Genomic DNA, 20,772 nt, shown 5'->3' with positions numbered 1-20,772 from the left:
CTGTGTGATCGAGTTTTCAGTCTCTCCCGAGCGGGCAGCGCTCCGCGTTTCGCGCGACGTTGCTGGGATTGACGCGTTTGAGAACGATTCAACTTAGCGATGCATTTGCAGCCACTCACGCAACGCACCGTTCATTCTAGTTTGCCAGCCGTCACCGCCGGTTTTGAAGGCTTCCAGCACATCCTCATCAAAGCGCATGGTCACCTGAACTTTTGTGCCGCTGCCGGCCGGGCGGCCGCGTGGGCGCAGTGGTTTTAACTGGCGCAGTTGCGCATCGCTTAACGGCAATGCATCAGGGTCGCTTAGTGCCGCTGCTGTGATAGCAGCATCTTCTGCGGCTGTCGGCATCACAAGCTTACGTTTGTTCGACATAGTATTTCACCTCTCTCAAATTAGCTTTTCTCAGGCTGATGATTCTGCGTGCCTCGTAGTGATCAACGAAGGCGACGTAATGCACGCGGTCGCCGATTATTCCCAAGCCGCATTGACGGGTTTCGCCATAGACTTTGCGGTCATCCATCCAGACCAGGCAGCTGTCCCAATCAATCTTCGCGGCATTGGCCAGTGATACGCCGTGCTTATAAATGTTGGCTGCATTTTTGTTGTTGTCATACGTGATTTTCATATGATTTTTTGTAACTACATTTAATTATAGAACAAAATAATATTTGTAGTTACAAATATTATTTCACGAGCAGCGCGGGCGGCGCCGGCGGAAAAAAACCTGTGCAGGCATTTCTGATATGGACAAGATTTGCCAGCGAAGTGTGATGAAAAGCAGGTATTTGGGTAAGCGGCAAAAGTCTGAAAAACAGCCCTGGATTGCATGTCAGCCTGATGGCGTGAATCAAATCTCCAGACGAAAAAAAGCCGCGCGAGGCGGCTTGGAACAGAACTCCGGCAATCTTTACCGACGCGGTACCCCATCGCGCCATTCGCCCCAGTGCGTCACGATGTCCTGCACCAGCGGATTGCCGGCACGATACAGATTCTCTGTCGCCGGGACGAAGCCGCCTTGGTCTGCATAATTGAGCAGATTGTCGGCACTGGTCTGGCCTTGGTACGGCCGATCGAAATCCGATCCGGTGCGCAAGGCCGCTACGCGGGTCAGATCGACCCGTTTGGTGCTCGATGCGCGCTTTAATGCTTCAAAGGTGGCGTTGTCTTCCTGCGCCGTCATGCAATACACACCTTTGTTGTCGGTCAAAATCTTGGTCCATTCGCGCGCACGTTCGCCCAGCAGAGTGCCTGACCACCAGGTATTGCCGGAAGCGATATCGCACTGGGTTACCGCAGGCGGCTGGCTGGCTGGTGCGTAGTTGAATTTGGAGCGCGCTACCTGCGCTTGCGGGCTGTCGGCCAGCACTACGTTGCGCGAGAGTGCAAACGCGGCGTCGGCCAGTTTTGGATTCAGCTGGAACACTTCGTTGCGATAATCGAGCGGCGGTTTCTGGCTCGGGTTCTTGGTGTTGATGCCGAGAAAACCGGTGTTCCAGCCGGCCGGAATTTCACGTGCATCCAGTTCCCACTGGATGCCGAAATCGACCAGATACTTGGCCCACGCGGCCGAACCGATCGTGGCGCGCGCTGGATCGACGCCGGCAATTCCCGAAATCAGGAAATAGGTATGGCGCAGATCGAAGCGCGACGAGAATGTCAGCGCCATGATCGACGCCGAAGCATTGGCGTAGCCCATGCCGGTAGTGACTACGCAGACATCTTGCTTGTTGCAATGAACGTCGGGATAGTCGGGCGAGAGACCTGGCACCGAGACGGTTTTCCAGGGGCCGATGCGGTCCAGCCAGGCCTGGCCTTCGGGGCCGAACATGGTAATGATCATTACTTTGACCGGGCGGTTATGTGCGTTGGATTCGGCGAGTGCATCGCTGCCTCTGTCTTGCGCAAACGACGGCGTGGTGGCGCAGGCGGCAGTCAGTGACAAAAGGGCTGCGGAAATAATCGAGCGAGTCATCATGGGTTTTCCTTATGGCAAGTAGGGCACATAGTCTACCTGTGAAAATCGATTATTGTTTCCGCAGTGCAATATCTTATGTCTTGCATGCGGGGCGTAAAAAAGCCGCCCGAAGGCGGCGCAGTGAAACTCTTTCGGGGCAGCGGCTCAAAGATAAATAATGGCCAGCACAACCCCGATAATCAAACCGAACTTGATGCACATGTAAAGCGGCTTGCTGAATTTCTTCAGGGCGCGCCGGTATTGGCCTGCGGCCCAGACAAAACGGAACAGCTTGTTGATGCCGCCGGTTTCGTCACCGGTTTCGTTGGGCGACGCCGCTGCGCTCATCATGTGGCGGCCGAGCCAGCGGTTGATGGCTTGCGCCCAGCGGTAGCGCATGGGGCGTTCGATGTCGCAGAAAATGATGATGCGATTGCTGTCAGTGCCGTTTTGCGCCCAGTGGATATAGGTTTCGTCGAACACTACGCCCTGGCCGTCGCGCCAGCTGTAGCGCTGCTGGTTGACTTCGATGAAGCAGCGGTCGTCGTTGGGCGTGACCAGTCCCAGGTGATAACGCAGCGAACCGGCAAACGGGTCGCGGTGCGGGTTCAGGGTGCCGCCGGGAGCCAGTTCGGCAAACATCGCCGCCTTGACGCTGGGTGTACTGCGCAGCAGGGCCACGGTCTTGGGGCAGAACTGCTCGGCCGAGGGATGGCTGGCGTCATACCATTTCAAGTAGAAGCGTTTCCAGCCGGCCTTGAAGAAGGAGTTGAAGCCGGCGTCGTCGTTCTTTTCCGCTGCGCGGATTTTTTCCAGGCCGATCAAGCCTTGTGCTTCATCGCGTATGGTTTCCCAGTTGTCTTCCAGGATCTTGAGATCGGCGAAGGTGCTGGTCGGCAGGTAGGGCGTGTTGGTTGGCACCTTGGAAAACATGTACATGAAGATGTTGAGCGGTGCCATGATCGACGAATGGTCGAATATCTGGCGGAAGAAGGGCAGACGCGCCTTGCCGCGAAAGTGCACGTACAACACCGATAAAAGGAAAATACTGACTACTGCCCATTTCATAAAAATGTGCTCCGTTTCAAAAATAGCTGGTCACTGGATGGCTGCCGATACATGCCTGGCGCATCCCGCGGCGGGAAAAAAGAATGAAATATTGCTAACAAAAATCAAGTCAACCGCCATTTTATCCCTTTTGCGGCTGGTAACAGTGATCTTGCTGCGTTTGTTAACCTGGATGGCCGCATCCAGGAATGTTGTAGACGCATAGCGCCGCCATTGCCGCCGTCAATATTTCGATGTTAAGATTGCGCCTCCTTAGGGGAGTAGCCGCCTTCGTTGTTTCGAAGAGCGCATGTCAACATACTTGGCGCTGTACCACATTTACGCCATGGCATGCGCGACCGCACGGTTTGGCAAGACCTATGGTGCTTCCCTTTACCCGGCCGGGCGAAGGCGTTGCGCCATTCGTCAGTGCCCGGCCCTCAGGATATCCTCATGCATATTTACCGCCAATGGCAGCGCCAACATGCTGCTGCAGCCAGTTTCGCTAAGCCGCTGCTTCTCCCATTCCTTCTCGCATTTCTTCTCTCGTCTGCCCCTCTGTTTTGCCTGGCGGGGGCGTGCGCATGATAGTCAGCTTCGCTCTGCTGCTCGGCTCGGCCGTGGTGATTTATCTTTCCTGCGAATATTTCGTCAATAGCATCGAATGGGTCGGCCGCCGGCTGGGCATCGCGCAAAGTGCGGTAGGCACTGTGCTGGCGGCGTTCGGTACGGCCTTGCCGGAAAGTGTCGTGACTTTTGTCGCCGTGGTGTTCGGGCGTGATGCCGCCCATCGCGAGATCGGCGTCGGCGCTGCGCTGGGCGGGCCGCTGGTGCTGGCGACGATTGCTTATGCCGTGGTCGGCCTGATGTTTATCTTGAATCATAAAAAACTCGGCGGCATTCTGCTGTCGGCCAGTGCGGCTCAACGTTTAAGTAGGGATCAGGCCTGGTTCATCGGGATTTTTGTGGTCAAGGTTGGCCTCGGGCTGGTGGCATTTGCGATCAAGCCTTGGCTGGGCCTGCTTTTCTTGCTGGCCTACGGCGTGTATATCTGGGGCGAAATGCGCAAGGAAGAAGATGACGACGCCGAACTGCATGAGCTGGAACCGCTCAAGTTCCGGCCGCACGATGCGCAGCCGGGAATCGGCTGGGCCTTGCTGCAAACTCTGGTGGCGCTGGTGGTGATCTTCCTGAGTTCGCAATTGTTCGTGCATCAGCTGGGCGATATCGCGCCGTGGTTGGGTATCTCACCGCAACTGGCCGCGCTGTTGCTGAGCCCGATCGCGACCGAGTTGCCGGAAATCCTGAACGCGGTGATTTGGGTCAGGCAGGGCAAACAGAACCTGGCCTTGAGCAATATCAGCGGCGCCATGATGATCCAGGCGACTATTCCGACTGCGCTGGTCTTGATTTTTACGCCGTGGATGCTGGGCCCGCCACTGATCTGGGCGGCGGCGGTGACGATGATGTCGATGTTCGGCTTGTATGTGCTGCTGCGCAAGGGCATGTTGAGCGGCGGCCGTCTGGCGATCTTTGGTTTGCTATATTTGGTGTTTGCCGCCGGCCTGGGATTGATCGGCGTGCACTGATCGCGTCAGGCAGGTGCCCCCAGAACGCTGACCGCCGCGCCCGTCAGCGCCAGCCCGGCGCCTAGCAGAGTTGTCGTCGGCAGGCTGAACGCTTATATATATTTATTTATGCGGCGGCGTTGATTTTACTGGCCGCGCTGACGGCTTTGGTTTCGAATCCTGCGTGGCTCTTTAATGCCTGGTAACGCAAGCAGGTGACGCGCAGGAAAGAAGCGAAATTGCTGGCTTCGCCGAAATGTGTGGTGACTTCGTCGTGCAATTTGGCGATCAGCTGGTTGGTGGTCAAATCGTTATCGGCCGCCAGTTCCGCCAGGGTTTGCCAAAACAGGTTTTCCAGCTTGATGGTGGTGATGACGCCCATGATGCGCACCGAACGGGCGCGCGATTCGTACAGTATGGGATCGGCCTGGGCATAAATCTGACACATCTAACACCTCGCTTCTTGAACATTCCTTGAGCAACAATTGCCGTCAATATGGTGTGCGGCCGGCGTTGCGGCCGGCCGCACAGCAGCCATCATAACTCTATGCGTGTCCCGAGTGCGGTCAGGAACAGCGCCAGCCAGGCCGGATGAGCGGGCCATGCCGGCGCGGTCACCAGGTTGCCGTCGCGGTGGGCGGCGGTGACGGCGATTTCCGCGTATTTGCCGCCTGCCAGTTTGACTTCCGGCGCGCAGGCCGGATAGGCGGAGCAGGTTTTTCCTTCCAGCACGCCGGCTGCAGCCAGCAGTTGCGGGCCGTGACAGACAGCCGCAATCGGCTTGTCGGCGGCGTGGAATTGCTGGACGATTTCGATCACGCGCGGGTTCAGGCGCAGGTACTCGGGGGCGCGGCCGCCGGGAATCAGCAAGCCGTCGTAGCGGCTGACATCGACATCGCTGAATGCCGCATTCAGGGTGAAGTTGTGGCCGGGTTTTTCGCTATAGGTCTGGTCGCCTTCGAAGTCGTGGATGGCAGTGCGGATCTGGGCGCCGGCGGCTTTATCCGGGCACACCACGTCGACTTGGTGGCCAACCATCTGCAGGGCCTGGAACGGCACCATCAATTCATAATCTTCAACGTAGTCGCCGGCCAGAATCAGGATTTTCTTTGCGCTCATGATAGATCTTTCGGTGTGGTTGGTGGAGCAGGGAGATCGAGTATGGAGCAGTGAAAATTCGGCAGGTAATAACTGGCTACTACCGGCGCTAGTTTCGATAGTGCACTGCACAAATGGCAGGTAAGCGGTGCACACTCACGAATGCAATGCAGCAATGCGATAGCTGATTTACACTGTGGGCTTCGGCCGTGGTGTTGCATCACCGTGATGCAACATAGGCGACTGCCTGCGGCCAGTAAAATTTTTAGAAAAAGGTAATCAGATGGCCTCAATAGAATCAGTGCCAGCGGTGGCGGCTGGCGCCTTGTCAGAACGACCGAGCCGAGCCGAGGCGGAGTCGGCGATTCGTACCCTGTTGCGCTGGGCCGGTGACGATCCGGACCGCGAGGGTTTGCTGGATACGCCGGCGCGCGTGGCCCGGGCTTATGAAGAATTCTTTGCCGGTTACAGCAAGGATCCGGTGGAAATTCTTTCCACCACGTTTTCAGAAGTCGAAGGCTACGACGAGATGGTGGTGCTGACCGGCATCCGTTTCGAGAGCCATTGCGAGCATCACATGGCGCCTATCATCGGCAAGGCGCACGTAGCTTATCTGCCGGATCACCGGGTGGTCGGCATATCGAAACTGGCGCGGCTGGTCGATATCTTTGCCAAGCGCTTGCAGATCCAGGAAAAAATGACGGTGCAGATTGCCGATACCTTGCAGCAAGTGTTGTTGCCGAAGGGGGTTGCGGTAGTGATCGAGGCGTCGCATGGCTGCATGACCACGCGCGGCATTCACAAGCCGGGCACCAACCTGGTGACCAGCCGCATGCTGGGTGCGTTCCGCGACGATCCGTCGACGCGGCGCGAGTTCATGAGCATCATCAGCCAGAAACGCGGCGAATAATCGTTCGTCGTCTTTCATCGCTACACCGCTCCGACCGGCGTCGGAGCGTATTCCTTGATTAAATCAGCGGCCCCGAGCCGTCTTTCTCTTCATGCCCGGTAACCCGGGCCAGCATCGCGCGCGCCACCACGCTGCGCGACAGATACCAGTACAGCACAATCACCGCCAGCGAGAACAGCGCAAAACCGAGCATGCCTGCGTACTGGTAAAACACCTTGTACAGTTCGATGCCAACGCCATACAAAGTCATGTTGATCATGCCCATGGTGGCGGCTACAGTCGCTTTGGAGACCGCGCTTTCGGTCAGCGTGAAGCGGATCATGACCGCCGCCGACAAACCTTCGCCGAAGGCAATCACGCTGATTGCCGCGACCAGGAAATAGGGTTTGTCGAGGAAGGCGGCGCCGAACAGCATGATCAGAATGCCCAAGGCAATCGGATACAGCGCGATCTTGATCGAGCTGCCCAGGCGCCAGCGGTCGACCTGCCGCGCCAGCACCAGGTTGCCGGCGATCAGGCAGCCGAATACCGGGATCTGCCAGTAACCGTATTCGATCACGCTCAGATGGCCGTCGGCGACCAGGATTTCCGGCGACATGGCAATCCAGCCGATCAGCGGAATCGCTAGCAAAGGCATGCACATGGCGGCTTTCAGGAAATGGCGGTTGCCGACCACGGCGCGGTAGTCATGCCAGATCTGCATCAGCGGTAATTTCTCTTTGCGCTGCTTGACGGTTTCGGGCATATGCCGGGCCAGGCCGATCAGGGCCAGGGAAGCAATCGCGGCGATGAATACAAACACCATGCGCCAAGGCAGTACTTCAATCATGAAAGCGCCCGCCACCGGGCCGATCAGCGGTGCAATCAGCGCCACGTTGGCCATCAATGCGGTGACGCGGATCGCGGCTTTTTCTTCAAACGCTTCCTGCACCACGGCGTAGCCTACAGAGGAAATAAAGCACAAGCCCATGCCTTGCAGCACACGCAAGATGATGAAGCTTTCGATGCTCCGCGAGAACAGGGTGGCCAGGCAGGACAGGATGAAAAACAGCGTGCCGCCCAGCATCACCGGACGGCGGCCAATACGATCCGAGAGCGGTCCGAACAGCCATTGAAAGATTGCGCCGCCGACCAGGAAGGCGGTCATGGCCGAAGCCATCCAGGCGGCGCTGGCGCCGAATTCATGGGTCACCGTCAGCATGCCCGGCTGGATCATGTCGTTGGCGATGTAGACAGAGAACTCAAACAAGACCAGAGCCAGTGGGAACATCAGGGTATTACGAGTAAGCGTAGAGATTTTTTGCATTTAGTATTTTTAGAGGGTGAAGCTGCAAGCGCGAAAGCATTGCACCAAGCCGTGGCTGTGGGGTTTTATAAACGAGTCGCTGATCGGCGGCGGCACAGCGGCTTAGTTGTGTCGGCGTGCAAACTTGCTTGATGCGGTTGCTTGATACGGTTGCCGGATTCAAACGACCGGCGTTGCCCAGTCGGTATCAGCGTTGAATTCTTCGACCAGAAAATCGAGCATGGCGCGCAGGATGGCAGGCATCTGGCGGCGCGAAGCATATACGCCGTAAATGCTCATTTCGCGCGGTTGGTATTCGCTGAGCAAGGCGCGTAGTTTACCACTACGCAGCAATTCTGCCGCGGCATATGCCGGTTGCAGGCTGATTCCCGCGCCGTTGAGCGCGGCTTGCAGCAAAACGGAAGAATCGTTGGCGCTCATATTGCCGCCTACCGGCACCGCGACCGGCGCGCCGTCTTTCTCGAATTCCCACAGGCTTTTGCCGAAATAGGAGTAAGTCAGGCAGTTATGCAGAGCCAGGTCCTCTGCGGTTTGCGGTGTGCCATGTTCCTGCAGGTAGGCGGGTGACGCGCAGACCACCGAGCGGCACACCGCAAGCTTGCGCGCAATCAGATTGGGATCAAGCCCATTGGTGATGCGGATTGCCAGATCCACCCGTTCTTCGATCAGATTCACCGTCCTGTCGACCATCAGCATATCCACCGCGGTGCCGGGATAACGTTTCAGGAAGCGCGTCAGCAGCGGCGTCAGGTAAGCCAGGCCGAGCGACATGCTGCAGGTCAGGCGCAGCGTGCCGCGCGGGGTATTCTCGGGCGTCGCGGCCGAGGCCTGGATATCGTCAGCCAGACCCAGCAGCTGGCGGCAGCGCGGCAAAATCTCGCTGCCGGCCGATGTCAGGCTCAGTTTACGCGTGGTACGGTGCAGCAGGCGTGCGCCTGCCCATGCTTCCAGTTCGGCCAGATAACGCGACACCATGGCGCGCGACATGTCGAGCTTGTCGGCGGCGGCGGTCAGGCTGCCCCGGTCCGCTACCTCGACAAATACTTGCATTGCGATCAGTCTGTCCATGATTTGCTCGATTTGTGCAACTAACTGATCGCCATTATGGGGTTTTTTGCATCGTTTCAGGCAACTATGATGATGGCTCTTTCACCTCATTCTGGAGATGTCGATGTTTGCACGCACCTTATTCCGTTCCCTGCTGGCTACCACCGCAGGTTTGATGATCGCCGGCTCGGCGGCAGCAGCGCCCCAGCCTTTGAAACTGGAAACTTACAATCCAGGCGCCAATGGCATGTTCCCGGTGTCTTCCGAGCTGATTACCGGCAGCACCGACGCCATCGTGATCGACGCCCAGTTCGACCGCGCCAACGCTGGGCAATTGTTGAAAAGGATCCAGGACAGCGGTAAGAAACTGACCACGATCTACATCAGCCACGGCGATCCTGATTACTACTTCGGGCTGGAAGTGCTGAGGGAAGCCTATCCGGACGCCAAGATCCTGGCGCCGGCGCCAGTGATCGCCCACATCAAGGCCACCATGCAGGATAAATTGGCGTTCTGGGGTCCGAAGCTGGGTGTCAATGCGCCTAAGCAACTGATCGTGCCGGAACCCTTGCAAGGTAATACCTTGACCCTGGAAGGCCGCAAGCTGGAAGTCACCGGCCTGGACGGCGCCAGCCCGGACCGCACTTTTGTCTGGATTCCTTCCTTGAAGGCGGTGGTGGGCGGCGTGTTGGTGGCTGGCAACGAACATGTATGGACTGCCGACACCCAGACCTTGGCCTCGCGCCAGCAATGGATCAAGATGCTGGATAAGATTGCGGCCCTGCATCCGAGGGTGGTGGTACCCGGGCATTTCAGCGCCGGCGCAGCGCAAAACATCGAATCGGTAAGTTTCACCAAAAACTACCTGCAGACCTATGAAGCGGAAACCGTCAAAGCCAAAGATTCCGCCGCCTTGATCGAAGCGATGAAAAAGCATTATCCGAATCTGGACGGCGTCTCTTCGCTGGAGTTGGGGGCCAAAGTGAGTAAAGGTGAAATGAAATGGTAAAAAATCACGATAGTCTTGCGTGCAGCGACAGTGCTTGCCCGCTGCCCGGCACGATGGAAAGCAAGGCAGCAACGGCAGCCGCAGCCGCGCCGGTTGCGGCCAAGGGCACGATCCAGCATTACATCTACGATCCGCTGTGCGGCTGGTGTTATGGCGCTGCGCCATTGCTGAAGGCAGCACGCGAAGTCGAGGGCCTTGGCATCGAGTTACATGGCGGCGACATGATGACTGGCAGCAATCGCAGGCAGGTCAGCACGCAGTTGCGCAACTATGTGATGCAGCACGATCACCGGATTGCAGCGATGACCGGTCAGCCATTCGGCGACGATTATTTCAACGGCTTGTTGCTGGATAGCACGGCGGTACTGGATTCCGAGCCGCCGATCACCGCGATCCTGGCTGCCCAAGCAGTTGCCGGACAGGGCCTGGCGTTGCTGGCGCGGATACAGTCTGCTCATTATGTGCAAGGCTTGCGGGTTGCCGATAGCGCGGTGTTGCGTGCTCTTGCGGCTGAGCTGGCGATTGAGATCGGTCTCGACCATGCGCTTTTCGATAGCAAGTTTGCCGAGCTGGGCGGAGCTGCCACCCAGGCTCACATTGCCGCCAGCCGTGCCTTGCTGGCACGGGTCGGCGGCCAGGGATTTCCTACATTTGCACTGCAACGCGGATCGCAAATCGAGGTGTTGGACGGCGGTCGGTTTTTTGGCCAGGCAGAGGCTTGGAAAGCTGTCTTAAGCGCGTAATTGACAGGCGGTTGCCGCATCAAAAAGTCTGCTCCAGAGCAGACTTTTTTCATTTCGGAAGCCGCTATCGCAGGTCTTTAAAATGGCTGCAAAACAGGATATTTATAAAAATATAATTAGCTATTCTTTTGCGGTTATTTATTGATAACCACTTGCTATCTAACGTTAAAATTATCGATATTGCATGCTGCTATTCTGCAACAGCTGCACATTTTTTTAGCAATTAATGTCGGTTAATGTCATGTATGCATTGTATCGACCCCGCGCCAACGGTATTGTTGCAAGCAAATTTTGATTAAGTAATTTGACGTAAAACACTGGAACTACGATTCTCATGGCGACGTGTTTGCTGCAAGTTAATACCCGAGTGAGTGTATGAATCGCAAACCGAATCGCCAGCCGAATTGCAAGCCGCATCGCAAACACATCAATCGTTTTCCCTTATCCCTTGTTTCCATCGCAGTCATCACCATGCTCTCGGCGTGCGGCGGCGGCGGTGGTGGTTCTGCCGGTTCCGGCGATAGCCAGCAACCGGTGCCGACCACTACCCCGAGCCCGAGCAGCGCCGCGCCGAAAAGCGTTACGTCGGCGCTGAATCCCAGCGATCCTAGCAATGCCGCGGCGGCCCACGCACGCGGCATCACCGGCGCCGGCGTCACGGTGGCTGTGGTCGATATTGACTTTAATGTTGCTGATCCCGAATTCGCCGGGCGTTTGAGCAAAACCGTCTATTCCAGCGGCGGCGCCGGCAATCCGCACGGCAGCGAGGTGGCGGAAGCCTTGGGCGGCGCCAGTCTGGGCGTGGCGCCAGCTGTCAGCATGCTGGGCGCTGCGGTCGGCACCGGTGGCGATAATGTTTCTTTCAGCAATCCGGTTTATCAGGATTTGTACAACAAAGGCGCGCGCATTTTTAACCAGTCGAATGCCTTTGGCACGATCGCCGCTCCAGCCGGCAATGGCCCGACTTTCTACAATATTTACCAACCATTCGTAGCGCAAGGCAGCTTGTTCATCTGGGCTGCCGGCAACGATGGCAGCGCCCATCCCAGCCTGACGGCAGGCTTGCCGGCCTTATATCCGGATCTGCAAAAGGGCTGGCTGGCGGTAGTGGCGGTGAACGCCGTCGGCGGCGCGCAGGGATACAGCAGCAGCGACACCACACCGGGCGTGATTTCCAGCTATTCGAACCGCTGCGGCGAAGCCGCCAACTGGTGCCTGGCGGCACCCGGCGATTTTGTCTCGGCCACCTCCGGTACGCGGGTCTACGGTACTTCGTTCGCAGCGCCTGCGGTAAGCGGTGCGGCGGCACTGGTACAGCAGGTCTTTCCGTGGATGAGCGCCGACCAGATTCGTCAAACCATCTTGTCGACCGCCACCAGCATGGGCGATACCGCCACCTATGGCTGGGGTTTGCTGAACGCCAGCAAGGCAGCCAACGGCCCGGCCCTGTTCGATACCCGGCTGACGCTGGGTGGCAATTTCGTCGCCAGATTCGACTCTGCCAGCGCCACCTTCGGCAACGATATCGGCGGCAACGCCGGCTTGCTGAAAGACGGCAGCGGCACACTTACCCTGGCCGGCAACAATACTTATAGCGGTGCTAATGAAGTGTTGAAAGGCACTCTGAATGTGACCGGATCGGTTGCTTCCGCCGTCACTATTGACAGCGCCGGCATCTTGTCCGGCGACGGTGGCCGCGTCGGCGGCAGTGTGTACAACTACGGCCGCCTCAGCAATACCGGCAGCGGCATGACGATAGGCGGCAACTACACGGCCTCGGCCAGTTCAGTGCTGGCCAATCAATTCAATTCGACCCTGACCGTGGGCGGCAGCGCTACGCTGGGCAATTCGCATCTGGTAGCGACCACGCCGGCCGGCAGCAGCGATCCATCCGGCTACGTGGCCCAGCAAGTCGGCGTCAAAGGCAAGGTGCTGACGGCCGCCAACGGTGTCTCTGGCCAATTCCAGGATGTCTCGTTTGAACATGACGGTACGGTTTTTAATCCAGGCACCTTCTTGAGCGCGACGCTCGCTTATACGGCTAACGAGGTCGATTTGACCGTGGCGCGCAATAATGTGCAGGTGGTCGCGGCGCAGGCATTTGCCGCCGATCCTACACGCATGAACAGTGCCGCCAATGTAGAGCAAGGACTGAAGGCAGCCGACGCCCTGGTCGCCAGCGGCAACACCGGCGGCACCAACAGCGCCTTCCTGACCAGCGCCGCAGCGCTGCAGCGGACTCCGGATCTGGCTGCAGCAGCGCAGGTGCTGGATAGTTTATCCGGACAGATTTACGCCTCTTCGCAGGCGCTGACTTTCCAGCAGTCGCAAGCCATCAATCGTGACTTGTCGAACCGGCTGTCGTTATTGGCTAACCCAGTCACGGGCAGGGGGGAAACTGAGGTTAAAGCCGGCTTGTGGGCCAGCGTCATCGGCGCCACCGGCAAATTGGGCGAGTCGGGTTATGCCTCTGCCGACACCTCTACCTGGGGCGGCCAGTTCGGTTTCGATACGCATCTGAATGACAAGACGATTGTCGGCGCCGCGCTGTCCTACTCGGAAAGCAAGGCCAGCTTCGACCGCTTCGGCGGCGCCTCGAACAGCCAGAATACCGGCTTGTCCCTGTATGGCCGCTATGCGCTCAGCAAAGACGGCATCTATGTTTCCGGCCGTGCCGGCATCGCCCATGTGAGCAGCAAAATCAATCGCAGCGTGATCCTGGGTACGGAAGTAGATAGCCTCTCCTCCAGCCATACCGACAACATGATTTCGGGCTATGCAGAAACCGGCTATGTGCGCAATCTGTCGGCGACATCGACGCTCACGCCGTTTGCCGGCATCAGCTACGACCGCCTCAAGCGCGGCGCTTTTAGCGAAACCGGCAGCGCCTTCGGCCTGACCGCCGGCAGCAAAGCCTATCAGCAGACTGCGAGCGTATTGGGCTTGCGTGGCGACACCCGGTTTGAATGGCTGGGCGGCCATACCAACTTGCAGGCTTATGCTGCCTGGCAGCACGGTTTCAACGACAGCAAGCTGGATTTCAATGCAGCTTTCGTAGCGGCGCCGGCTGCTGGTTTCACCGTGCAAGGCATCGGCCTGCCACGCAACAGCGGCTGGGCTGGCGTCGGCATCTCCAGCGCACTGGCCAGCAACTGGAGCTGGTATGGTAATTACGATGCGCAATTCGGCAAGGGCGGGTTGGTCAACAACGTCTTCGCGGCGGGCGTTCGTAAATCGTTTTGAGGATTCCGACCCGGGCGTGATCTGTCGACGCTGAAAACATACTAAGCAAAACGGCCTGTATAACTCTTGCGAGTCATACAGGCCGTTTTGCCGAGCACTATCTGCTCTGCGCTTAGCTATGCTTAGTCGCGCTCAGGCAACCGCTTTCAGTTTATTGAAATCGGTATTGCTGGCTGGAGCGAAGCTGTTGTGACCGGGTGCGTGACTGGTATAGAACTGGCCGAAGCGGTTGGCCAGGAAATCTGCCAGCGATGCTTGCTCCTGGCGCACAAAACCGCTTTGCGGCAAGACACCGGTCACCACCAGATCAACCATGGCGCAAATGCCGGCCGCGGTAGTCAACTGGATCGCCGACAGCAACTGGCCGTTGACGTGCTGGCTATAGATCTTCTTGGCATAGGTCTCCTGCTCAAGGCGGCCGTCGCGCATGCCGCTGACGCTGACGAAGGTCAGCACCACGTCCTGCTTGGTGATCGGGATCGAGGTTTCCAGCACTTCCTTCAAGATCGGACGGCGCTCCAGCTTGCCCAGTTGCAGATCGCGCACCAGAATCTTGATGATGTCGCGATGGCCGGGATAACGCACGGTTTTGTAATCCAGGTTCTGCACCCGGTCGCGCAGGCTTTCGCACAAGGTGCCGAGGCCGCCGGAGGTGTTGAATGCTTCGTAATCGACGCCATCGAGCGAGAAGTGTTCCAGCTCTTCCAGCGGCGAGGTTTCGCGCAGGACGCCGTCGACAATCGCTTCGCAAGGATTGCAGTACTCGTTGATCAGGCCGTCGGTGCTCCAGGTCAGATTGTATTTGAGCGCGTTGCTAGGATAGGTCGGCAGCGCGCCGACACGCATCTTGACGTCATGCAATTGCTCGAAGCGGCTTGCCACATCGTTCGCTACAATCGAAATGAAGCCGGGCGCCAGGCCGCATTGCGGTACGAACGCGGTGCTCGAATCGAGCGCCAGCGATTTGACGAAACGGGTGCTTTCGACGTCTTCGGTCAAATCGAAATAATGCGATTTCGCAGCTTTGGCGGCGGCGGCGATCACCGGCGTCAGGAAATAAGGGCAGGCCGACAGCGTGACATCGTGGCCGCTGATCAGTTTGGTTACGGTCGGCGCGTGCGAGATATCTGCCAGAATCGTCGTGACATTGGGGAAACCCGCTTGCTTTACATATTCCAGCCGTTGCGGATCGCGGTCAGCCACGGTCAAGATGTAATCGCCAGTGTGGGACAACAGGTTAAGAATGGCGTCGCCGATTTTGCCGGCGCCTAAGAGAATCAGTTTGGTAGTCATGTCGTCGCTCACATCTTTTTATGGGTCAATTGCGCTGTATATAAACAGCCCTTGTCGGCACTCGATGCCATTGCTGTCCCTGAGTGCTGGAGCCATTGTAAATTCAAGCGAAGTCAGATAATAGAGTGTAAATAGTCGTCAAAATGTACAATAGCGATACACTTTGACGAATATTAACTATGGATTGTAGCGATGAGAGATAAACTCGACGAAGTCGACCATAAAATCCTGGCTTTGCTGATGGATGATGCGCGGCTTTCCATGGCCACCATTGCCAAGCGGGTCGGCATCGCCCGCACCACGGCGATTGCGCGTCTGGCGGCGATGGAAAAGAAGGGTGTGATCGCCGGTTACGGCGTACGCCTCGACCTGGAGTTATACCAGCCCGCAGTGCGTGCTTACGTCGGCATCTCGATCGACTCCCGCAATGCACCACTGCTGGTGCAACAGTTGCAAAAGATGTCGCAGGTGGAAACCTTGTGCGCGGTAAGCGGTGTGATCGACTATATGCTGACCTTGCGCTGCCAATCGACCGATGAGCTGGACCGCATACTGGATCAGATCGGTACGATGGAAGGGGTGCGCCATACATCGACCTCGATCATCCTGAGCAAGCGGATTGACCGCGGACCGATCTGATTTATCTGAAAGATATGCGATTTATCTATAACTGTTATGCGAATAATAAAGCAGACATGAATGCTGCACTGCCATATAGTTACACCTGTCTCCTCCAACACCTCCTAAGGTTTGGATTCAACCCGCTACCGCAAGGTCTGGCGGGTTTTTTTTCGCCTGAGAAAAATAAATGCAACTTAGTGGCTGCTGTTTTCCGGGTTGGACTAATATTCAACCAGGAGGAGACATATGAATATAACTACGGATCGGATTGAAAAACAGATAGTGCTCAAGGCCGCGCGCTCGCGGGTCTGGCGTGCGTTATCGAATGCCGAGGAATTCGGCAGCTGGTTCGGCGTGGCGCTAAAGGGGAAAACATTCGTTGCCGGTGAACCGGTGCAAGGACAGATCACTCATCCCGGTTACGAACACGTGGTCTGGAATGCGGAGATCGAACGCATGGAGCCGGAAAGTGTGTTGTCTTTCCGCTGGCATCCCTATGCGGTTGACCCTGCGCTCGACTATTCGCAGGAACCGGCCACGCTGGTCGTGTTCGAACTGACGGCGGTTGAGGACGGTACTTTGCTGCGGGTGGTCGAATCCGGGTTTGATAATGTGCCGCTGGCGCGCCGCGAGGAAGCTTTTCGCATGCACGACAGCGGCTGGGACGAACAGTTGAGGAATATCGAGAAGTATATCGTCACGCGTTAGAGATGTGTCGAAGCTGGCGGCGCTGACGCCCTTGGCAGTTCGAGCCCGTATCGTTAAATGGATTTTTGACCTACCCGCTGGCTTAACTGCTCCGCGCTTTCCTTACGTTCGCTGTAACGGTCCGTCAGGAAGCTGGAGACATCCCGCGTCAACAAGGTAAATTTGTACAGCTCTTCCATGACATCGACCACGCGCTCGTAATAAGACGAAGGTTTCATGCGGCCGTCGTCGTCAAACTCAAGAAACGCCTTGGCCACCGACGATTGATTCGGGATCGTGATCATCCTCATCCAGCGCCCCAGGATGCGCATCTGGTTGACCGCGTTGAACGACTGCGAGCCGCCGGAGACTTCCATCACCGCCAGCGTTTTACCCTGGGTCGGCCGCACCGCGCCGACAGTCAGCGGAATCCAGTCGATCTGCGCTTTCATGATGCCGGTCATGGCGCCGTGGCGCTCAGGCGAACACCAGACCATGCCTTCGGCCCAAGACGCCAGCTGGCGCAGTTCCTGCACTTTGAGGTGGGTATCGGGTGCGCCGTCGGGCAAGGGCATGCCGCGCGGATCGAAAATCCTGGTTTCGCCACCCATCGCCCGCAGCAGTCGGGCGGCTTCCATCGTCAAAAGACGGCTATAGGATTTTTCACGTATCGAGCCGTACAGCAGCAGGAAGCGGGGGGCGTGTGCGGCGCGTGCGACGTTGGCAAAATCGGTCGCGATCGGCTGGCGGAATAAGGCCGCATCGAGATTCGGCAAATCAAATGGATGGTGCGACACGGCGGCCCTCCGCATCGATCACGACTTCACCGTCTTCTTTGGTGAACGCGCCGCGTTGTGCATGCGGCAGGATATCCAGCACCAGTTCCGACGGACGGCACAGGCGCGTGCCTATGGCTGTCACGACAAACGGGCGATTGATCAGGATCGGATGCGCCAGCATCGCATCCAGCAGTTGCTCGTCGCTCAGGGCCGGATTGTCCAAGCCGAGTTCCGCGTATGGCGTGCCTTTTGCGCGCAGCGCTGCGCGTACCGTCAGGCCAGCGTCACCGATCAGTTGCTGCAGCGTCTGCCGTGCCGGCGGATGCTGCAGATATTCGATCACTTCCGGTTCGTCACCGGAGTTGCGGATCAGGGCCAGCGTATTGCGCGAGGTGCCGCAGGCGGGATTGTGATAAATCGTGATGGCCATGGTGGTGTTTCCCTTATAAGCAGGAGAGGTCTGTCAATGCCGGAATTCGTACCAGCCGCGTGTGCGGTTGACGATAGCCACGACCAGCAACATGACAGGGACTTCGATCAGCACGCCGACTACGGTGGCCAGCGCGGCGCCGGATTTAAAACCGAACAGGCTGATCGCTGCCGCCACCGCCAGTTCAAAGAAATTGGATGCGCCTATCAGCGCCGATGGACCGGCGATTGCGTGTTTTTCACCTACCACTCTGTTGAGCCAGTAAGCCAGCGCTGAATTGAACAACACTTGTATCAGAATCGGAATCGCCAGCAAGCCGATGACCAAGGGTTGTTCGATGATGGCGTCGCCCTGGAACGCAAACAACAAGATCAGCGTCAGCAGCAGCGCCGCAATCGACCACGGCTGGATGCCTTGCAGTACCGTATCGAATGCCGCCTGGCCTTTGCGCAGCAGCGCTTGGCGCCAGAGCTGGGCCAGCATGACCGGCACCACGATATACAGAACGACCGAGGTCAGCAACGTCGCCCACGGCACCGTGATGCTGGATACGCCCAGCAGCAGGGCGACCAGCGGCGCGAAAGCGAAGATCATGATCAGGTCATTGATGGCGACTTGCGACAGCGTGAAATAAGGATCGCCGCCGGTCAGCCGGCTCCAGACGAACACCATCGCCGTGCATGGCGCAGCGGCCAGCAAAATCAATCCGGCGACATAGGAATCCAGCTGCGCTGCCGGCAGGTATGGCGCGAACCAGTGGCGTATGAACAGCCAGCCGAGAAAGGCCATCGAGAATGGCTTGACCGCCCAGTTGATGAACAGCGTCACGCCGATGCCGCGTGCATGGCCCTTGACTTGACGCCAGGCGGCGAAGTCGATCTTCAACAGCATCGGAATGATCATCACCCAGATCAGCAGGCCAAGCGGCAGATTCACCTTGGCGATTTCCAGGCTGCCGATGGCTTTTACGCCATGCGGAAAGGCTTGTCCCAGCAAGACGCCGAGCACGATGCACAAGGCCACCCAGATAGTCAGATAGCGTTCAAATACGCTCATCGAAACGGCTTTGGCAGCTTGGCCGATAATTTTGCCGGGGACGGACATATCAGACCGTCCCCGGGCAGCAAACAGCAGCCGGCGCACAGACAACATTGCCGCCGCAGCAGTTATCGGTAAGGAACCCGATCAGGCCATTCATGGTGCCGAAATTGGCCGAGTAAATAACGAAACGTCCTTCATGCCGGGAGCTCACCAGCTGCGCATGCGAAAGTTCTTTGAGATGGAAAGACAGGGAGGACGGGGAAATTGACAGCTGCTCGCCAATTTTGCTGGCCGCCATGCCCTCAGGCCCGATTTGCACCAGCAAACGGAAAACCGCCAGGCGGGATTCTTGCGCAAGTGCGGCCAGCGCGGTGATGATGTTCTGGGTTTCCATGACGGGTCTCAAATTATTCAATATTTCAATTATTATTGAATCATTGAATTAATTCAAGCCCTGATTCAAATATCCGGCATCCATCATGGTTTTAAGCTAAACGGAGGGCATTCGTGCAACTGCTACGTTCCAGATAACATCCCTTGCTTGAACAATTATTGTGGGCGGCTGAGGGAGGGGAGTATGAATAAACAAGTATTGCTGACAGTATCGCTGGGATATCTGCATACCTTCGAATGAACCGGCGGCGTTATAAGGTACTACCTCATAACGCCGCATGTCTTCAGGCAGGCTGTGCTTAAAAAGCCTCTTGCGGACAAACCATCGTCGCTTGCACAGGTTTGGGAAAGAACTGCAGGGCAAGCAGCGCACAAGCACTTCCCACCAGCCACACGGCCGGCCAGTTACCGAGCGTGAGGATGTGCGGGATCGCCAGCGGTGTCAGGAAACACATCACGAACACGCTGGTATTGGCCATGCCGAGCGCAGTGCCGGCGTTGCGCGCACCGGCGATGGTCGCCAGTTCGGTATAGGCGACACCGTGCCAGGCCGAAACACAGACGCCGGTAAGCACCAGCATGACGATCAGCAGCGTCGCCATGACTGAGCCGACAGCTGGCAACTGCCCGGCCAGCGCTACCAATGCCGCCAGGGCAGCGAAGGCAATCGCACTGGAGATGGTGCAGAAGCGCAGGAATTCGCGGCGGTTGCGATTGCGATCGGTCCAGCGGCCGCTCCATACCCGCATGACCATGGCGCCGCATTGCAGTGACGCCATGGCGACGGTGATGGCGGCGATGCCGGCGTGGCTGAAATCGTGCAGGAACACGCTGCCGAAGGAAAGTATCGCAAACTGCGGCGCACACAGGATGCCGATCGCAGCGACGATGCGCCACAGTTGGCGATCCTTCAATGGCGCAGGTGCGGGCAGCGAGGCGTTGCGGGCCGCGTGGCTTTTATCTGCACTGGCTGCGGCCGGTTCATATAACCAAAGCCAGGTGAAAAACAGCGTCACGCCGCACAACAAGGCGAGCAGGCCGTACACCGCGGCAAAGCCGAAATGGGCCGCAAGCGTCGGCAGCAGCAAGGCGCCGGTAGCGCCGCCCAGCGGCACCGCGGTCTGCCGTATGCTCATCGCCATGCCGCGTTCGCCTTCGCTGAACCAAGTCATCACCGCGCGTCCGCTGGAGCCGTTGACGCTGCCGCCGAGCAGGCCGACCAGCAGCAGACCGCCTGCCAGTAGCGGCAGGCCGGGAATGTGGCCGGGAGTTGGCGCCACGAACAAGGCCATCAGCGCCAGCGCCACGGCAGTAGTGGCCAGGCCGGACAGCAACACCGGGCGGTCGCCCCAGCGGTCGGTCAGCAAGCCCCAGGGTAATTCGCTGATGGCGATGCCGAGACCCATCAGACCCAGCACCAGGCCGAGTTCGGCGTTGCCCAGATGGTAACTTGAGCGGATCAAGACGGCAGTGATCGGAATGCCGCTGAAGGCAGCTGAAAAACTGGCGTTGGCCGCGACGCCTACGCCCAGCACTTTCCAACGATGGCGGCGGTTATTGCTGAAGGCAGCAGATTGGGACATTGAAGTTCTCCTGTAACGAT

General features: G+C 57.9%; 21 protein-coding genes and 1 riboswitch. Of the genes, 7 read left to right on the top strand and 14 right to left on the bottom strand.

All coding sequences use genetic code 11. The annotated features are described in order from the left end of the window. Window positions 1-93: 93 nt before the first annotated feature. The 4 genes from VNZ60_RS00345 to lpxO all read right to left on the bottom strand — a co-directional run bounded on the left by VNZ60_RS00345 (window position 94) and on the right by lpxO (window position 3,022). Entirely contained in the window at window positions 94-372 is a 279-nt protein-coding gene (locus VNZ60_RS00345) for a BrnA antitoxin family protein (protein WP_325656057.1), read from the bottom strand. Continuing rightward, a complete protein-coding gene (locus VNZ60_RS00340; RefSeq protein ID WP_325656056.1) occupies window positions 356-625 on the bottom strand; it encodes a BrnT family toxin in 270 nt (89 codons plus the stop codon). Before VNZ60_RS00340 ends, VNZ60_RS00345 begins: the two co-directional genes overlap by 17 nt. A gap of 282 nt (window positions 626-907) precedes the next feature. Further along, entirely contained in the window at window positions 908-1,975 is a 1,068-nt protein-coding gene (locus tag VNZ60_RS00335) for a purine-nucleoside phosphorylase (RefSeq protein ID WP_325656054.1), read from the bottom strand. A gap of 144 nt (window positions 1,976-2,119) precedes the next feature. After that, window positions 2,120-3,022 (bottom strand): lipid A hydroxylase LpxO, encoded by a 903-nt coding sequence (gene lpxO / locus VNZ60_RS00330; RefSeq protein WP_325656052.1) that lies wholly within the window; start codon window positions 3,020-3,022, stop codon window positions 2,120-2,122. 247 nt (window positions 3,023-3,269) lie between these two features. Beyond that, a riboswitch (yybP-ykoY riboswitch) is annotated at window positions 3,270-3,443 on the top strand. A 142-nt stretch (window positions 3,444-3,585) separates the two neighbouring features. Between lpxO and VNZ60_RS00325 the strand changes: the two genes are divergently transcribed. Beyond that, window positions 3,586-4,590 carry a sodium:calcium antiporter gene (locus tag VNZ60_RS00325; RefSeq protein ID WP_325656050.1) on the top strand — a complete coding sequence of 335 codons (1,005 nt, stop codon included), beginning with the start codon at window positions 3,586-3,588 and terminating at the stop codon, window positions 4,588-4,590. 106 nt (window positions 4,591-4,696) lie between these two features. Here the strand turns inward: VNZ60_RS00325 and VNZ60_RS00320 are convergent, their stop codons facing one another. Both VNZ60_RS00320 and VNZ60_RS00315 read right to left on the bottom strand, forming a co-directional pair. Continuing rightward, entirely contained in the window at window positions 4,697-5,017 is a 321-nt protein-coding gene (locus VNZ60_RS00320; RefSeq protein ID WP_325656048.1) for a ribbon-helix-helix domain-containing protein, read from the bottom strand. A gap of 89 nt (window positions 5,018-5,106) precedes the next feature. Next, window positions 5,107-5,688: a DJ-1/PfpI family protein gene (locus VNZ60_RS00315; protein WP_325656046.1), complete on the bottom strand. Its 582-nt coding sequence runs from the start codon at window positions 5,686-5,688 to the stop codon at window positions 5,107-5,109. A gap of 262 nt (window positions 5,689-5,950) precedes the next feature. Between VNZ60_RS00315 and folE the strand changes: the two genes are divergently transcribed. After that, window positions 5,951-6,577 carry a GTP cyclohydrolase I FolE gene (folE, locus tag VNZ60_RS00310; RefSeq protein WP_325656044.1) on the top strand — a complete coding sequence of 209 codons (627 nt, stop codon included), beginning with the start codon at window positions 5,951-5,953 and terminating at the stop codon, window positions 6,575-6,577. 58 nt (window positions 6,578-6,635) lie between these two features. Here folE and VNZ60_RS00305 read toward each other — a convergent pair whose 3' ends face one another. Both VNZ60_RS00305 and VNZ60_RS00300 read right to left on the bottom strand, forming a co-directional pair. Then, window positions 6,636-7,883, bottom strand: coding sequence for an MFS transporter (locus VNZ60_RS00305; protein WP_325656043.1), 1,248 nt, complete (start codon window positions 7,881-7,883; stop codon window positions 6,636-6,638). Window positions 7,884-8,042: 159 nt separating this feature from the next. Then, a complete protein-coding gene (locus tag VNZ60_RS00300) occupies window positions 8,043-8,951 on the bottom strand; it encodes a LysR family transcriptional regulator (protein ID WP_325656041.1) in 909 nt (302 codons plus the stop codon). Between the two features lie 103 nt (window positions 8,952-9,054). Between VNZ60_RS00300 and VNZ60_RS00295 the strand changes: the two genes are divergently transcribed. The 3 genes from VNZ60_RS00295 to VNZ60_RS00285 all read left to right on the top strand — a co-directional run bounded on the left by VNZ60_RS00295 (window position 9,055) and on the right by VNZ60_RS00285 (window position 13,925). Next, window positions 9,055-9,939 carry an MBL fold metallo-hydrolase gene (locus VNZ60_RS00295; protein WP_325656039.1) on the top strand — a complete coding sequence of 295 codons (885 nt, stop codon included), beginning with the start codon at window positions 9,055-9,057 and terminating at the stop codon, window positions 9,937-9,939. Between the two features lie 53 nt (window positions 9,940-9,992). After that, entirely contained in the window at window positions 9,993-10,682 is a 690-nt protein-coding gene (locus VNZ60_RS00290; protein ID WP_325656160.1) for a DsbA family protein, read from the top strand. Between the two features lie 375 nt (window positions 10,683-11,057). Next, window positions 11,058-13,925: an autotransporter domain-containing protein gene (locus VNZ60_RS00285; protein ID WP_325656037.1), complete on the top strand. Its 2,868-nt coding sequence runs from the start codon at window positions 11,058-11,060 to the stop codon at window positions 13,923-13,925. A 132-nt stretch (window positions 13,926-14,057) separates the two neighbouring features. On the opposite strand, the gene VNZ60_RS00280 is transcribed toward VNZ60_RS00285, so the two are convergent. After that, window positions 14,058-15,218 carry a saccharopine dehydrogenase family protein gene (locus VNZ60_RS00280; RefSeq protein ID WP_325656035.1) on the bottom strand — a complete coding sequence of 387 codons (1,161 nt, stop codon included), beginning with the start codon at window positions 15,216-15,218 and terminating at the stop codon, window positions 14,058-14,060. A 192-nt stretch (window positions 15,219-15,410) separates the two neighbouring features. Here VNZ60_RS00280 and VNZ60_RS00275 point away from each other — a divergent pair, with 192 nt between their 5' ends. Continuing rightward, complete coding sequence (locus VNZ60_RS00275; protein WP_325656034.1) at window positions 15,411-15,857, top strand: Lrp/AsnC family transcriptional regulator; 447 nt, start codon at window positions 15,411-15,413, stop codon at window positions 15,855-15,857. Window positions 15,858-16,085: 228 nt separating this feature from the next. Then, window positions 16,086-16,547 carry an SRPBCC family protein gene (locus VNZ60_RS00270; RefSeq protein WP_325656032.1) on the top strand — a complete coding sequence of 154 codons (462 nt, stop codon included), beginning with the start codon at window positions 16,086-16,088 and terminating at the stop codon, window positions 16,545-16,547. A 53-nt stretch (window positions 16,548-16,600) separates the two neighbouring features. On the opposite strand, the gene arsH is transcribed toward VNZ60_RS00270, so the two are convergent. The 5 genes from arsH to VNZ60_RS00245 all read right to left on the bottom strand — a co-directional run bounded on the left by arsH (window position 16,601) and on the right by VNZ60_RS00245 (window position 20,752). After that, window positions 16,601-17,338, bottom strand: a complete 738-nt coding sequence (arsH, locus tag VNZ60_RS00265) for an arsenical resistance protein ArsH (protein WP_325656030.1) — start codon at window positions 17,336-17,338, stop codon at window positions 16,601-16,603. After that, window positions 17,304-17,735 (bottom strand): arsenate reductase (glutaredoxin), encoded by a 432-nt coding sequence (gene arsC, locus VNZ60_RS00260; RefSeq protein ID WP_325656029.1) that lies wholly within the window; start codon window positions 17,733-17,735, stop codon window positions 17,304-17,306. The genes arsH and arsC overlap by 35 nt, the downstream gene beginning before the upstream one ends. A gap of 33 nt (window positions 17,736-17,768) precedes the next feature. After that, window positions 17,769-18,791, bottom strand: coding sequence for an ACR3 family arsenite efflux transporter (arsB, locus tag VNZ60_RS00255; RefSeq protein ID WP_414648742.1), 1,023 nt, complete (start codon window positions 18,789-18,791; stop codon window positions 17,769-17,771). Window positions 18,792-18,840: 49 nt separating this feature from the next. Further along, a complete protein-coding gene (locus VNZ60_RS00250) occupies window positions 18,841-19,170 on the bottom strand; it encodes an ArsR/SmtB family transcription factor (protein ID WP_325656026.1) in 330 nt (109 codons plus the stop codon). 298 nt (window positions 19,171-19,468) lie between these two features. After that, window positions 19,469-20,752, bottom strand: coding sequence for an MFS transporter (locus VNZ60_RS00245; protein WP_325656025.1), 1,284 nt, complete (start codon window positions 20,750-20,752; stop codon window positions 19,469-19,471). Window positions 20,753-20,772: the final 20 nt, after the last annotated feature.

The sequence above is a fragment of the Collimonas sp. genome, from assembly GCF_035566375.1.
GTDB lineage: Bacteria > Pseudomonadota > Gammaproteobacteria > Burkholderiales > Burkholderiaceae_D > Collimonas.
Note: the sequence above shows the minus strand (reverse complement) of the source record. Positions and strands in the feature narration are given on the sequence as shown.